Origin of the sequence: Moritella sp. 28, assembly GCF_018219435.1 — a bacterium.
Classification (GTDB): Bacteria; Pseudomonadota; Gammaproteobacteria; order Enterobacterales; family Moritellaceae; genus Moritella.
Window position 1 is genome coordinate 1,982,003 of the sequence record NZ_CP056121.1, and the last position, 15,112, is coordinate 1,997,114.

General features: G+C 38.5%; 17 protein-coding genes. 12 read left to right on the forward strand and 5 right to left on the reverse strand.

From position 1 onward, the window contains the following. Nucleotides 1-49 precede the first annotated feature (49 nt). The 3 genes from HWV02_RS08805 to HWV02_RS08815 all read right to left on the reverse strand — a co-directional run bounded on the left by HWV02_RS08805 (nucleotide 50) and on the right by HWV02_RS08815 (nucleotide 3,219). Complete coding sequence (locus HWV02_RS08805) at nucleotides 50-931, reverse strand: DUF4238 domain-containing protein (RefSeq protein WP_211690212.1); 882 nt, start codon at nucleotides 929-931, stop codon at nucleotides 50-52. Between the two features lie 617 nt (nucleotides 932-1,548). Next, complete coding sequence (locus HWV02_RS08810) at nucleotides 1,549-2,454, reverse strand: hypothetical protein (protein ID WP_211690213.1); 906 nt, start codon at nucleotides 2,452-2,454, stop codon at nucleotides 1,549-1,551. A 162-nt stretch (nucleotides 2,455-2,616) separates the two neighbouring features. After that, nucleotides 2,617-3,219: a helix-turn-helix domain-containing protein gene (locus HWV02_RS08815; protein ID WP_211690214.1), complete on the reverse strand. Its 603-nt coding sequence runs from the start codon at nucleotides 3,217-3,219 to the stop codon at nucleotides 2,617-2,619. 85 nt (nucleotides 3,220-3,304) lie between these two features. On the opposite strand from HWV02_RS08815, the gene HWV02_RS08820 reads away from it, so the two are divergent. From HWV02_RS08820 to HWV02_RS08870, 11 genes are all read left to right on the forward strand, one after another. Continuing rightward, the gene (locus tag HWV02_RS08820; protein ID WP_075473685.1) at nucleotides 3,305-3,508 is read left to right on the forward strand and encodes a Rha family transcriptional regulator; all 204 of its coding nucleotides are present in this window, start codon (nucleotides 3,305-3,307) and stop codon (nucleotides 3,506-3,508) included. Between the two features lie 197 nt (nucleotides 3,509-3,705). Beyond that, a complete protein-coding gene (locus tag HWV02_RS08825) occupies nucleotides 3,706-4,224 on the forward strand; it encodes a phage regulatory CII family protein (RefSeq protein ID WP_075473516.1) in 519 nt (172 codons plus the stop codon). Between the two features lie 12 nt (nucleotides 4,225-4,236). After that, nucleotides 4,237-4,527: a hypothetical protein gene (locus tag HWV02_RS08830; RefSeq protein ID WP_211676321.1), complete on the forward strand. Its 291-nt coding sequence runs from the start codon at nucleotides 4,237-4,239 to the stop codon at nucleotides 4,525-4,527. A 9-nt stretch (nucleotides 4,528-4,536) separates the two neighbouring features. Beyond that, nucleotides 4,537-4,827: a hypothetical protein gene (locus tag HWV02_RS08835; protein WP_211690215.1), complete on the forward strand. Its 291-nt coding sequence runs from the start codon at nucleotides 4,537-4,539 to the stop codon at nucleotides 4,825-4,827. Then, nucleotides 4,824-5,210: a hypothetical protein gene (locus HWV02_RS08840; RefSeq protein ID WP_211690216.1), complete on the forward strand. Its 387-nt coding sequence runs from the start codon at nucleotides 4,824-4,826 to the stop codon at nucleotides 5,208-5,210. The genes HWV02_RS08835 and HWV02_RS08840 overlap by 4 nt, the downstream gene beginning before the upstream one ends. Then, nucleotides 5,207-5,434, forward strand: coding sequence for a hypothetical protein (locus HWV02_RS08845; protein ID WP_211671968.1), 228 nt, complete (start codon nucleotides 5,207-5,209; stop codon nucleotides 5,432-5,434). Before HWV02_RS08840 ends, HWV02_RS08845 begins: the two co-directional genes overlap by 4 nt. Before the next feature lie 27 nt (nucleotides 5,435-5,461). Further along, nucleotides 5,462-5,854 carry a hypothetical protein gene (locus HWV02_RS08850; RefSeq protein WP_211690217.1) on the forward strand — a complete coding sequence of 131 codons (393 nt, stop codon included), beginning with the start codon at nucleotides 5,462-5,464 and terminating at the stop codon, nucleotides 5,852-5,854. Beyond that, nucleotides 5,832-6,812, forward strand: coding sequence for a hypothetical protein (locus tag HWV02_RS08855; protein ID WP_211690218.1), 981 nt, complete (start codon nucleotides 5,832-5,834; stop codon nucleotides 6,810-6,812). Before HWV02_RS08850 ends, HWV02_RS08855 begins: the two co-directional genes overlap by 23 nt. Next, entirely contained in the window at nucleotides 6,812-9,244 is a 2,433-nt protein-coding gene (locus tag HWV02_RS08860) for a replication endonuclease (protein WP_211690219.1), read from the forward strand. Before HWV02_RS08855 ends, HWV02_RS08860 begins: the two co-directional genes overlap by 1 nt. Before the next feature lie 124 nt (nucleotides 9,245-9,368). Beyond that, nucleotides 9,369-9,506, forward strand: a complete 138-nt coding sequence (locus tag HWV02_RS08865; protein WP_175545872.1) for a hypothetical protein — start codon at nucleotides 9,369-9,371, stop codon at nucleotides 9,504-9,506. A 237-nt stretch (nucleotides 9,507-9,743) separates the two neighbouring features. Then, nucleotides 9,744-10,076, forward strand: a complete 333-nt coding sequence (locus HWV02_RS08870; protein WP_211690220.1) for a hypothetical protein — start codon at nucleotides 9,744-9,746, stop codon at nucleotides 10,074-10,076. Between the two features lie 56 nt (nucleotides 10,077-10,132). Here HWV02_RS08870 and HWV02_RS08875 read toward each other — a convergent pair whose 3' ends face one another. After that, complete coding sequence (locus HWV02_RS08875) at nucleotides 10,133-10,384, reverse strand: ogr/Delta-like zinc finger family protein (protein WP_211671963.1); 252 nt, start codon at nucleotides 10,382-10,384, stop codon at nucleotides 10,133-10,135. A gap of 455 nt (nucleotides 10,385-10,839) precedes the next feature. Between HWV02_RS08875 and HWV02_RS08880 the strand changes: the two genes are divergently transcribed. Further along, nucleotides 10,840-13,122, forward strand: coding sequence for a DEAD/DEAH box helicase family protein (locus HWV02_RS08880; RefSeq protein ID WP_211690221.1), 2,283 nt, complete (start codon nucleotides 10,840-10,842; stop codon nucleotides 13,120-13,122). A 365-nt stretch (nucleotides 13,123-13,487) separates the two neighbouring features. Here the strand turns inward: HWV02_RS08880 and HWV02_RS08885 are convergent, their stop codons facing one another. Continuing rightward, on the reverse strand, nucleotides 13,488-14,882 hold the full coding sequence (locus HWV02_RS08885; RefSeq protein WP_211690222.1) for a DUF3427 domain-containing protein: 1,395 nt from the start codon (nucleotides 14,880-14,882) through the stop codon (nucleotides 13,488-13,490). Between the last annotated feature and the right edge of the window lie 230 nt (nucleotides 14,883-15,112).

Below are 15,112 nucleotides of genomic sequence, written 5' to 3' on the forward strand. Positions count from 1 at the left end.
TTGAACTGAAATGCCAAGCGTTGGGAATCACTCTTAAATGCTTTGTTGATTATATGTATTTAAACACTTCCGCCCGTAAGTCTGCTGGTGTACCCGAAGAGGTCATAAATGCTTTTACCTGTGCCATATATTCTCTGTTCGTTCCAACTACGTAACGCTCACATTGGTTATAGACAGCCATTGCAAGATAAGTAGTAAAAAGTGGTGAAAGATCCATCTCTGAATTCACAGAAGGCGAGTAAGTGATCAACCGATTATTAGACAATGGCATAATAAACTTTGAGTTAAACCCAAACATTTTTATTAAGTCTTCAAAAAGTATAGGGTTATCCCCGGTTAAAAGGTTGTTCCACCCATTTTCATCAGGGGAAACATGATGTACTTTCCATGATTTTAAGTCATCTTCGTAGACTCTTAAATCAAATGTTAATAAAGGTAAAATAAAACTTCTAAAGTAGTGTCTAAAGCCTTGGTCGGTTTCAATAAGTACCTTGATCTCATCACAATTGCCGATATTTATACCGTTTAAGGTGATTTTGTCATCAAACTTAGTCAGATCTAAATTTTTAATATACTCTTCTGCAATAGGATCTAAAATTGGCATACGCCAAAACTGAAAAGCAATGAATGATTTTAGAAGATATATACCTTCTTTAGATATTAACTCATCCGAAGGGATCCCCTTACGAATTAAGTCGAAGAACTGACCTTGAGGAGATTCGATAGTACCATAGAGCTTTTCCAATGCATCAGTAGGAACACCTTCACGAAAAATAGTATTTCTATGCTTTTCAAAGAGAGTCGTTCGAGGAGTCTGTTTATCTTTTTTGAATGAGTTCAGCTTTTTATCAAAGACTTGAACACGACCTGATTCTGCAACGAAACCTCGCAAGTAAAGTTGTGGAACATAATGGTGATTAATAGAGCTCAAAACTTACCTCATACATATAACGTCTTATCTATACGGAATCCCGTATAACGTGAATATCATTTCACAGTACCAAATATATCACTTATTACAAATATATAGCTTAAATTAACAACGCGAGGAAAAAAAGAATTATATTTATATAAGCTAGTGTAAATGTATAATCAAAAAATAAAGTTTTAATATTTTACTTTTATACGATTTCAGAAAGTGTAAGATGAAGATCATTTGGCAGTATAAATCCACGACTCCCACCTACAATTGTTAAATCCTATTATACGTGTATATGAAATTAGGTTATCGATAACAAAATATAAAATATAAAATATTATGATTATATTATATTATATTATATTATATTATATTATATTATATTATATTATATTATATTATATTATGAGTGAGTAACTGCTTTAACGCGAAATGGGGCTGAATGTATGGTACACCCCTATAAAGCTAAATTAGCTTAAACATAAATATTATATTTTGTGTAGTAACACGCCCCCGATTACGCAATGACAACATCTTAAATGCCAATATATAGCCCATATTATAAAAGGGTTAATGTTAAGGTTCTTACACAATAACTCCCATTGTAATTATTTGATTATAAGTGTTCATTAAGTAAGTACTTTTAAATTCGGGATCTCTTCAACTTGACAAATGTCAGATTCTATGTTGTAGCACGTCCAGTGCTCATCGCTATATGTGCGCAATAAACCAAGCTCTAAACCATTTTCTGTTCTATACGGCTTTGTATGCTGCCTTAAAAGCAAATACGCAATCGCAACTGGAAAACGTTCAGCAAAATCTATTAGTTCATGCTTAGTTTCTGTTTCGATAAGTTGAATTTTTGATTTTATTCTTGCGGTTATTTTTACTAAATCCAAATGGTCATTCGCATACAATGCCAGTGCTTTTATCAATAGTTTTTCATCGATACCAAATGGACTAGAAGCGAAGAAATCAACCTTTCCGGTTGATATTTTGCAAATGTTACTATTTCCTCGAATGTGTTCTCTCCAATATTCGTACAAAGCATTGGCTGAATCACAGATGTTCAGACGATATGATTTCTCATATGGTTTATGGAAACAAAAGTAATCTTCAATGCCATGAGTATTTAGAAGAATTTCAATATGATGCTTCAAGATATTATGAGTAACTGCAATTACGCTTTTATGCTCAGGCTCAGTAATTAACAGCTCGACCTTACTTAAGGTCTCGTGACAAACACCCACGTAGTAAAGCTTATACATTTTATCTTTATCGCTTGTTAGAACTTCAATCAAGCTTTTCAAACATTCTTGAAACGCATCTGATGCTGCTTTAGATGGTTCCTTGCGTTTACTATCCGTGTAAGTTTTAAGTGCAATGAAACCAGCGATTATAGCTGCCAAAGAAGCAAAAAATGTCGGTATATTACCTAGAATATCTAGAACATGCTTAGAGTTTTCGAAACGATGATAGGTAATCATAGTGCCGATATAAAGCGCAATGGCTATAAACCAAATAGAACGTGCCATGTTAAACCTCATATTGAACAAGTGGTCGATGATAAGCTGAAAATTTCACTCGTTTAACTAACTCGTGTTAATGCCAAGGGACTCGATCGTATCTTAACTAACAAGCTAAATTAAGAGGACTATTGAGGATTCGTGTCTACATAGCCAATCAAGAGAGCTCTTCTATTCTTTTTCCATCGCCAGCACTACACGCCCCAATACAACAATATCCGCTTCTGCAACTTCAACTGATGTATTGCCATAACTCATGGCTAACTTTTTACCTGGTAAACGCTGTAAACCATTAATAGAAATCGAACCATCAATATCCAATAAATAACGGCCTGAACTAGGGTTGGTTTCTTCTGTATTAACAAATAACAAAGAACCATCAAGATCGATCACGCGAGTAATCGAAGGCGTTAATTCATAACGTTCCATTATCGACACATCTAGATTCATTTCTCCAGACTCGTCAAGCATACCGTTCGTTATTTTCTCAATAACTAGTTTTTCTTTTAACATAACACCTGCACTTTCAAAAGCCTCGCCTTGATCAAGTAATAGCCACTTTAAAGACACGCCTTTAGCCAAATGAACTCTAACAGCGATTTCAAAAGGTGAGATCTCTCTCTGATGCCAAGTTGCTATGGTCGACTTTGGGATTCCAAATTTAGTTGTGAGTCCTTGGAAATTGCCAGAGTTCGTTATTGAAACCAGCTTTTCAGTCACAACTTTACCACCCTGGTACTCAAAAGGTGGGATTTCTGCTTGTAATTGTTTCATTTGCGATCTACTATCTAGTTGATGTTTAGTTTTGCGATTGAATATTAACAAATGCGATTTATATTTAACTCATAAGGATACCACTATGTCGTCAATTACAATACAGCTCCCTGTGCCTTACTGCACAAAAAAGAAATATGCCGATGCAACAGGCCAGTCAATGGGCGCTATTAATCAGGCAGTTGCAAGCGGAAAGCTACCTATCATGCCAAAAGACAGCGATAAAGGTGCAGTACTCATCAATCTTGTCGCCTTGTTCAAAAAAGCAGATGCACAACGCTTTGCATAATCAAACCAATAGCCAATCAGAGATCACTATAAACGCCCATCAACAGGGCTTTATAGAGGTTTCGGCAGGTGTATTCATCGAACCAAGCGTGAATAAACGCAAGTATCGTTTCTCATTAATCGTTAAAACAGAAGCGATCATATTCATTTGCGTACTTGGATTGTTACTTAATCATTGCATATAAGGAGATTTTAGCAATGTATGAGTCAAATGAGAGTAAACAGAGCCCAATAGAGTCTGCATGTGTCCGGTTTGCAGACATAGAAAACTTAGAACAGATTGCAAACGAGTGCGGTATGCGTGGGCAAATACTACGCAACAAACTCAACCCCAATCAGCCACATCAATTAACCGTTAGCGAGTTAATTAAAATCACCACCGCAACCGATAATCACGACATTATCAACAGCGCAATACTCGAAGTCGGATTAACCGCCGTTCGCCTACCCAAACAAGGTGAATCAAAACCACTCACTCTCAGCGCCATGAGCGTGACCAGCCATGCCGGTGAAATAAACCGTCACATCTTAGAAGCCGAATCAGATCGCCGGCTAACCCGATTTAAAAAAGACCAAATAATCAAAAAGGCACAAGACGCCGTTCGTGAACTGGTCTTTCTTATGTCAGACGTTGAAAACCGCTGCGGTGGTGCAGGGCCGTTCGTGTCCATGTGTACAGATGCCGTCATCGGTGGATTGCCATTACCAGGTATGTAAGAGGGAATTGTTATGGGACAAGCACAACTCGTACAAACACAGCACCAAGACACCGCGGCTCAAGCCATCGCTCAAGTCCGTGACATGTTTAGTCATAACCGCGTCGCTGTTATCTACAACAAACAAGGTGACGAGATAAAGCGCGTTATCTGTTTCGCAGCAGGAATGGAAGAGCGTGACATGAAATTTACGTTTCAAAAATTTAATCAAATTCAAAGAGCCGCGATCCACTGCGTCATAAAACGTTTAGCACCGGTAATCAATGAAATGGCTGGTTACTCATTAACTGAATTTAACAAGTAAGGGAATACCATGATTAAAGCAAATCCAACAATGAACGATGTGATCAACGAACTCATGTTTATTGCCATCGCCAAACCTGAAAAAGTCAGCGTGTCTGTTCGCTATATTGGCCATGCTGATGCACTCGAAGTAATCGCCGTTGATAAAGCCTACTTTAGTGGCATACAAACCCCGAATACCTGGTCAGCGCACAAGCTAATGGATAAAACCATTTACCTCGATGGCTTAACTGCATTTAGACAAGTTACTTCTACGTATAACGAACTAAGCAACTTGATAAAAAATGAGGTGGCGGCATGAAACGTATTTTAGCCCCCGTCGAAAATGTGCGTTCGGCGCTGCACTCACTTGGTATCGATGAAGACAAAGCGGATTGGATCATCGATTTGTTTGAATGCGTTGATGCCGGTCGTAGCGATGCACTTGCAATGCCTTGTTTTCATTTCAACCTTTACGCAACGCTAAAGCAAGAAGAAGTATTGATTACTGTATTTGCCTTTTGGCAAAGCGTCGTAGCTTGTTCAGATTCAGGCTCTACCCAAGAGCAACTCGGCCTAGGAGCTATTCGTTCTGTGTACTTTATGGCGCAAGGCTTTGGCTTAACCAAGTTAGTAGCCTGTATAGAACTGTGGTGGGAAAAGACACTCGATATTCACAATACAACTATCTGGATGGTCGCATGATGTATCTAGCAATAGAGCTTTGCCCAAATGGCGGCATGCGCGAACACCCTAAAACCCACGAACTGCGCACTGTCGAAATCGGCGAATGCGAAACCAAACAAGATGCCATCGACAACGCTTGTCAGCAGTTAGATTGTCGTCAGTTGTTTCGTGGTGTCATTGGCCGACCAAAAGGCCAGGGCGGTTATGTCGTATTAAACGCGCATGAATATGCGGAAGTATGAATTATTGAGAATAAAAGGATTTTTAAAATGGCAGACATATTTATTGATTTAGACAACACAGTTTACTCACCAACGGTCGATTTAACACTACTCGATATCGTTAAGCGCTTAGACAGTTGTTGGTGTGAAAAAGCAACTTGTATTACCCAAGAGTCAGACGGTGATGTTTGGTATTGGGATGCACCCGTTGAAGAGGTCATTCTAGCAAGAAATACAGCAGATTTGGATTCTGGGCTAATGCCTTTGGTTGGTTTTAAAAGCTTAGTCCGTAATGTTTATTTTGAAATTGATGATGAGTCATTTGTTGCTAAAGACTGGAAAACAGCGGTTGTAACGAAAGAGGCATTTCTCGCGCATACCACTGTTATAAAGATTGACACGGACAAGGAAGGCAGCGATGCAAGTAAAACAAGAGTTTAACTTTGATGAGTTTTACCTAAATGTTAAGCAGTATCTAAACAACGGTATTCCTAATGTTCATTTGTCTAAAGGCTGTATTGGTGAGCTTTGTGTATTTGAAGAAGAGAATGGCAAAGGAACGGCCCTTATCCATATTTGGCAGTCAGAGTTTAATGATTTCTTAGGGTTGAGAAACGAATTTAAACGTCTTGGTGCAAGTAGTATTTATATAACACATACCTTGGATGATGAATTTAATTTTATTTGTAATGGTATTTGTGAAGAAGATGGCGTTAGAACGATAACGGTAGGATTTGCAATAGAGCAAAATTGTGAAGCGCTTAGAGTTGCACGCTCAAAAGCATATCGAGATTTTTGGAATATGGCTTATCACGCTGCTCGGTCTGACCAGAGCCCACGATTAGATGCGAATGACCACATGGTTAAACATATGATTAAAGCAGCACATACCCGCATTAATGAGCATGTGGTTGATTTAGGTGATGCAATGGAAATGGTTGAAGAAGCCATTGGTTTAACTAAATCAGAGTCTGACGCAAAACCACTAACACGTTCAGAGCTACGCCGCTTGGCATTAAAGCAAGCCGCTGATAATAAAGCTGAGTGGATTACTGAATATAAAAAGACATTAGGCAATATCAATATAACTGTAACACCAAATCAAATTTGGAAGACGTTTTATCGCGCTCATCGTCTGGGACGAGCCGGATGTGAAGACGCTACATCGTTGTGTTATAGCATTGATAATTTAACTAGTGATAACTATTTTAGTGATATGTTGAGTTGTGTCTGCGGTATATTTTTTCCACGGGTAATTCGTAGCGCATCTGATATTCATCGGAGTAATTCTAGACTTAGTAATGATGCTATTGAGACATTCTGGAATGCAGGCCCTGGTTATTTACCTAGTGTTGAAAAAAATGACGTATATGACTATGCAGATGAGATCCCGTTTTGATGTCAGCTGCAGACAAAGCAAAGTCATTACCTGGCCGTAGCACCATTATAGAAATGATTGAAAGCGCGGAGGACTGCAGCAGTAAGCCAGTCAGAATGCCCGCGCTAGGCAAAGAATTCCCACAACCTGAAATGTCGCTAATCGAAAACGCGATGTTCCAGGCTAACCCTGATCTCGAAGACCATCAATGGCGCAAGCAGTTCTTTGGTGACATGCCGCATTACCTTAGTCGCTATTTTGCCGAACGCTATATCAAAGCCTTTAAACGTAATGGCCGTCAATACGCCAACAAGTACTTAAGAAAAACGGTGGGAGCCAAGATTAACCCGCGTTTAAAAAAGGTATTAGCACAATATAACCAGCAAGCTAAATACCGTGATTCTTATATCCGCAGTGGCGACTTGTTCCGCGAAAAGCTGCTAGCAGAAATGGATAAAAGCGAACTCAAAGTATTAGCCCAACAGTACGCAGATTTCTTTGCCGTACAACTCGATGACCAAGCTGCAGAGCAGGATAAAGCCCAAGACTACGATCAGTCTATTATCCAGGTCTTTTGTGGCCTACGTGAAATTAGCCGTAAGTTTGGCTACACACCACCTTATGATAAACCCCAATCTGACTTAACAGCTGCAGAAGCAGAATGTGGCATTTTACGCTTAACCTGCAATCGTGCCTGGGAAAGTAAACTAAAAGCCAAGCGTTCGATAATGCGTGAGCACCTAGCAATAGCTGTAGGCCAAGTGCAAAAGTCAGCAAGCCCGTACTGTTCCCGTGACTGTCTGCACGAATGGAAGAACCAAAAACAACGTAACCGTGATTTCATCAAAGGCATGTCGGTCTTTGATGAAGACATGGACGAAGAAATAGCACTTGCCGAAATGTTCTATAAATCCACGGGTAATCCAGCCATTCGCCGTTGCGAGCTGATGGTTCGGATGCGTGGTTACGAGAATATTGCCCAAGCTATGGGTTGCGAAGGACTGTTCCTTACCTTAACCGCACCATCCAAGTATCACCACACCCGCAAAAAGGGCGGCTTTATCGATCACTGGATGGGTAACAGTCCCCGTGATGCACAGCGTTATTTATGTAGCGTTTGGGCTAAAATCCGCGCTCAATTCAAACGTGATGATATTTCAGTATTTGGTATTAGAGTTGTCGAACCACATCACGACGGTACGCCACATTGGCATTTACTCTTGTTCATGCAGCCCCATGATGTAAAACGGGCGAGTGAGGTATTCACGCATTACGCAGTACAAGAAGATTTTAAAGAACTGTTCCCGACCATAAACAAGAAAGAAATAGCAGTAGGGCCGCCGAACTTGCGTACTCGATGCGAGATTGTTGCTATCGATTCTGAACTGGGTTCTGCAACCGGCTACATTGCTAAATACATCAGTAAGAACATTGATGGTTATGCCATGGATGACGAAAAAGATGACGAGACAGGGCGCGACCAAAAAGAAATGGCGGCGCACGTTACTGCCTGGGCAAGTCGTTGGCGTATTCGTCAGTTTCAAGCGATTGGCGGGGCACCGGTTACCACGTATCGAGAATTACGCCGTTATGCCAACAACGACGTAAACACATTCAAAAGCTACGTAGCCTTGCTCAATGCAAAACAGCAATACAGTCTATTTACCGAATTATTCCCAGACCAAAACCCTTACCTTATGGGCCCTAAATTAGACTTTCAGGGGCCACGTTTAAACTATGCCGCAATGAACTCGTTACAGCGTTGGGATGTGCTCACCAGCAAATACAAAGTGGAATTAAAAACAGACATCGATAGCGCATCCACAGCAATGAAGTGTGCGGATAAAGGCGACTTTGCGGGGTATGTCATGGCGCAAGGTGGCCCATTCGTGAAGCGTAAAAACTTGCTCATTCGTAATGATTACGACGGCACCGAGATGGGTAATGAATACGGGGAGTACGTAAGTAAGATCCAAGGCTTTAAAGTTACCAATGAAACACCGGTTAAGACTCGACTTCGCAACTGGGTGATCCAGCGTAAGTCTCAAGCATTGCTCGACAGTGAAGCGAGCACCAGTAGCACCGAAGGTGCTGAGGGTTTAATGAGTCCCGAAGGGGCTTCTCGGAGTTCTGTCACTAACTGTACGCCCTCTAAAAGCGACAGGTTAAATACTGGAATTAAGACCCTTTTGAAAAGTCGTGGTATCAATTTAGATGATCACCTGGTCAATGCGATGGAGCAAGGTGGCCAAATCCGGCTCGATAAAGACCAAATTATGAAATTTAGGCGAGGGTATTACGCTGACAGCAAATATCATCCGCCAGAACTTGTCGAGATGAGGCCTAAGGAACTTAATATTTGGGAGGGTTGGAATACGCCAACGCTCAAGGTGGATAATAATCAAGAATTTGTGCCTGGTTGGGAAGATTGGGAAAACTGGGATTGGGGTTAGTGCTGGTTAAAAGTGGTTACTGCTATCGTTATATAATCCATTTTTGGAATGTGCTTTTTTCACATATACAAGTAAATAAAACCACTGTAATCTTATCCAGTTATTTTATTTTAAGGACTGGATTATGAAAGAGTTACAAATAGATGCTGAGAACTTTGTCATTGATGCATCGGCGCAAGATACGGTTAAAAATAACGAGGAAGTCGTCGTGTATTTATTAACATTGATACAGAACGACACGGGTGAAGAAGCGCCGAGTTAACGCGTTAGCATTAATGCTGTCGTACTTGCTAAATGGTAATTCAGCCCTATAAAACCGCAGCCCATATTATTGATTTTAGCGTTCACGTTAAAGTTGTATTCAGCAGAAAGACGATGACACGAATAGCAAACATCAGATGACTGAATAGGCCATAAATAGGCTGTTCAGTTGTGTGGTAATTGAAGAATATTATTAATAAATTCCAACATAGAATGACAGTTATGGAGATGGGTAGATATGAGAAAAGTTAAGTTTAATTGGAGTCTGAGCAAGATATTCCAGCGCCGAATATTAGAAAATAAAGATGACCAGGTACTTGATACAAGTGGCATTGTGACAGAGTTAAATGATGACCCTCATATCACGCGATATCTCATTACTGTTGATAGTAATGGAACAACTCTGCAGACGATGAATGTAGAGGGTAAGTCGCTAATCGATTCTGAAGCGGCAAGAAACCTTGTGCGGGATATGAATCAAATGACAGGGCGCATGAATGAAATGGTTAGACGTATGGGTGTTTTGAATGGTGCTTGTAATACCGAGCGTTTAGATAAGTCGATTGATTAGACCAGGTGAACAATTTTAGATGTGTAATAGCAAACCCTCATAACCCAGTTTTGCTATTACAACATTGAAAGCTTCTGCTTAAGTTCTTTCTGCAGACTGGGATCGAGTGATTTAAGCATTTCAAAGGCCAGCTTACCTGAGCTTTTTGCAGACGGGCTTAATGTGTGACTAAAGCTTAGGTTCATTACAAATGAATGGCCGCATTCTGGATTAGTACAGCTGCAATATAAATCTGTGTATTCAATCGAAATTCGATTCGTTTTTTGTATGCGGCTTTTATCACCACACTCAGAGCAAAGTACTCGCATAAAACATCCACTTAGTTAACAAACAGGTGTGTAAATTATACAGCATTTAACTGTGTTTTTATACAGTGGTGTGGTGGCGGTATATACTTGCCAAGGTGAAAGCTGTTGTTAAATGATTTGGGAGTCGTGGCTGCTAATTTTCTGGCGGGTGATATGGTAGGGATGTCGATAATCTAAGCTAGATTCGTCCCAAAGTCAGTTAGAGTAATAACTCATTCATGGTTAATGTGGATATTTAACCTCTTATCAAGTGACCTAATTCACCGTACCACTACAATTCGCTCAAGCTATGAAGGATGCTTGATTTGTTATAGACACCTTGTTTTTAAATTATCTTAGAATCATTTTACTCTAAAAATATACTAAAACTAAAATTTGCTTTAATATCATGTTTTTATTTTATTTTATTTTATTTTATTTTAATTTAGTTCAACTTATATAAAAGGATTATAGAAATGTTAGGTGTTGTATTTATACATGGACTGGGAGGAGATGAAGAAGATACATGGGGTAACTTTCCACGTTTATTGATGAATGACTCTCGATTTATTGACACAATATCTATCAAGTTTTTTTCCTTTCCCACAAGTCTTGTTAGATTTCCTATATTTAGTCGTAAATCCCCTTCAATTGAAGACATCTCAGAGAGCCTTAAAACTTGGATAAATATAGAATGCCAGAGTCTATCATCCATAATATTAGTAACGCATAGCTTAGGGGGGCTTATTGCTAGGAAATATTTAGTCGAGCGAATTAAAAACAAGCAAGAAGGTCCTAAAATTGAAAAATTAGTTATGTATGCGTCTCCAAATAATGGCGCTAGTTTAGCTACAATCTCAAAACTCATCTCCTTTAGACATCGCCACGTTAAACAATTATGTAAAAAGTCAGACTTTCTAAAAACTCTAAATGAAAGTTGGGAATTATTAGATATCCCAGCTCATGTGCCTGTAGTCTATTACGGTGGTGTTGAAGACAAAGTAGTTAATAGTGATAGCGCAAAACACTCTTCTGAAGATAAATCTTGGAATATGTTGCCACTTAAAGGGCATGTCAACATTGTCAAGCCCAACGATGAAAATGATATATCTTACAAGGCGTTAATTGAAGAATTATTACCTATCATTTTTATTGAGCTAAATAATAATGATATGTCTAGTGACAAATTTTCACCAGACTTAATTCAGCAGGCATTATCTATTGGTAAAATAATTAATAAATTAACGGAAGATCAGTTCAATGTCATTCAGTCACTTAGAGGTAATAATCAGGCGATTATTCATGGTTGCGCAGGCTCAGGAAAAACCCTTATTGCTGCAGAAAAAGCACTTAGATTAGATAAAGCAGGACTAAAAACTTTATTAGTCTGCAATAGCCCCTTACTATCAGAATATTTTAAAATACTATTAAAAGAATCTAATATTGATATTTATTATTTTAATGAATGGGTTTATAAGTCTCGGGAAAACTATCATAAACTTATAGAAAATGAAAAAAATTGGTCGCATTATTTAGAGCCTACAGAAGAAGAAATTATCGAGGCTTTAGAAGGTGTTAAAAAAATATATGATGCAATTATTGTTGATGAGGGGCAAGACTTTAATGATGATTGGTGGGATCTCATACAATCAGCATTTAAAGATAATTCAGCGAACATATTTTACATTTTATCTGATGATAATCAATCTCTTATGCCAAGGGTAAGTAACTACCCTATTAATGAAAAACCATTGTTACTAACAAAGAACTGCCGAAATTCTGGAAATATATATGATGTAGTACGAAAATTTTATCCTAATGCTCCTAATGCTTCTGCATTTTTAAAAGATAAAGGTATTTACATTGAAAATAGAAAAAGTTCAAGTGAGTTATTACCACAATTATCAAATAGTGTAAGTAGTTGTATAGATAAATTAGGAAAAGACAATCTAATTATTTTAACAACCGAAACATCAGAACTTTGTAATAGCAAATTAGCTAACTTTACAATTAAAGAAGTGCCACCATGGGAATGGTATGAAGCAGTAAGTACTTATCTAAATAAAATTTTAAGACTAACTAAAAATTATGTTTCTCAATGTGTAGTTGAAGAAAAAACAGGGAAAAAACAAAAAAATAAAGCTTGTGAAATAGAGATTTCAAAATCATTCAAGGAAGAACAACTAGAGGCCCATCTTTTAACATTAAAATCATTGAAAGTTCCAAACTTCAGTAGAGAGCCACATCCAAATAATGAAGACATCAAAAATGTTGCTGAGTTTATGCGCACAGTTACATATCCCTTTAACATTTCCAGCTCCAATATAGACCAGCTAAAGTGGAGATCAAATGGTAATAAACTATATTTAGTTAACTCATCCAACTACTTAGTAGAAAAAAGATCAACTAGCCATACAATTATTAATGAGAATAGAAAAAGTTTTTATCAAGAAATAACAAAAAAAATCAATTTGGATAATTTTTTAGATTTTTTTAAATTTGGTTCGTGGGAAAAATTATTACCAAGCCTAAATGAAGCGATTATAAAACCTTATTATGACGTTTCAAATAAAGAAATAGAGATACCTTTATACGATATTGCATCCTTTAAAGGCTTAGAGTCTGATGCTGTTATTGTTTTTGTGCCAAGCTCAAGAGATAGGTTGGATACAAACCTTTATGTTGCGATTTCCAGAGCGCGATTTTATTTAGATATTGTTATTGAAGCAAAATCTCATGCAAAATCAGATAAACTTTAAAAATATTAGTGTAGTGGCATAGCTAATTTGGCCACAAGATAAGAATCCAATATATAACCCAACTGCGCATACAGTACGTTATGGTTAGTGAGAGTGGGGGGAGTCTGCTAGAACCCTTCACTTCCCCTACAAAATATAATGAGTATTACCATCCGCTAGTACGATAACTCTAACAATGTTTTGTCCAACGATGGCTTAGCTCAAGAATGTTAAGCGTGTGAACATCAAGGGATTTAGCTTACTTTCAATTACCTACTCATGAAATCACGTACAGGTCTATTTCTCCTCATGTAGCGAAGGGTATGGGGGTAATTAAAAGTGGAGGATACTGATAATTCCCTAGTTAGGTGTCCAAATTAACTAGGTCATTTGAGTCTGGCTTTATAGCTTTCAGGAGTTAAATCGAAGTGGTCTTCAACAGGACCATTGATTGAATAGAAGCTCACACTTTCTACTTTGGATTTTAATCCATAGACACGATACACCCAATACTGTTCCCTAAGATCTCTAGATACTTCAACCTCGTTTCTAGAGATGAAAAAGGCTGTGCCTTTCGACTGTTCAGTTGTTTTAACTTCGATGAATTTCTCAATACCATGCCTGTCAAAAGAATAAATATCGTATCCCGCACTAGGATAATTCAAAGCAATATGCTCCACTTTATCAGCTAGCTCGGGTAGCCCGAGGTCGATGAGCTTCTGTTTCTCGAATTGGATTACTAGCTTTTCGCCAGCTAAACCTAAATTACGATTACGCTCATCTCTTTCAGCCCAGTTCACTTTTCCTTTGATTTTTTTTTGGGGTTTACCTTTCTGGGTCTTTGGTCTCATAGAAGACTTAGGAGCACTTGCTTCAGTAAGAACGACGCTTGATACATCAAGCTGGGGATTGGTATCAAAGTTTAAACCAGGCTTCCAATGGTATAAATCCGCTAATGAGTTAGATGGAGGATCCTGAAAGTCCGAAACCTCAAATACCACCTTGACGGGTATATCTTTACTGTCCACAGGGTAGCTATATTTAACGTAACCCAACTGACCAACGTAGACAAATGGTTGTGACTTACTTTTAATTTTTTCATGCAAACGAGCAAAAAGTACAACTGGCTCGCCATTGAAAATCATCTGCATATGAGGAGTCTTAGGTGTATTATGATTCTGGGACTCCCAGTTAAACATGATTCCACCTAGGTGAAACATATCCTCATACTTGTGCTGGTCTTCTTTACTTTCTTTATCTAGAGTAACAAACAGCACCACACAGTTTTTGAATCGACTTGGTCCAGGTATGTCGCGAGCTTGATTAGGTACTCTAACCCCACCAAATTTAAAGGCATCTAACTTAGTGTAAGAAGCACCAACAACAAATTTTGAAAACTCAAAGGACTCGTCTTGACGCTTTGTTCTCGGTTCAATATTTTCTTTTGCTATCGTATCGAAACCAAGATTTTTGAATACTTTAAAGCAATCGCTGCTTTTACCCCCGGCAAAGTGTTTTGGCAGAATGTCAGCGTCAAGCAAGCTCGATAGTGCTAATCCAAATATAGCTTTTGGTGGGTATCTTCTGCCATCAACAATAACGTCATAATCAGTGGAGTCTTTGAAGTTTTCCAGCTTACCATCAACCAATTTATAGTCAGTGGCAGCTTGATACACATGGCTAGTTTGCATAGGAACAGAAACAGACATTAGGTTTAAGATACGCCCGGTACTGTCAGAAGTAGGAATACTTCGCCCTGAATTATTTATTAGTTCCGCCAAGCTTCTTTGCTCCTTCCTTTGAATGTAAAATGTATTATGGCATTAGGCTCATAATTATCCCACCAATTTAGCGAGGGTTCACCGGCAGTGTAATTAACCCAGCTGACATCCTGCATGATATCGTGAAGTTGATCAGAGAATTAAGAGATTAGGTATAATGGTCGCTAAATTAGTAACTTCACTGACTCGTTTATGTCCAGAACTTGATTCGTGCAATAACGCTAAGCCGT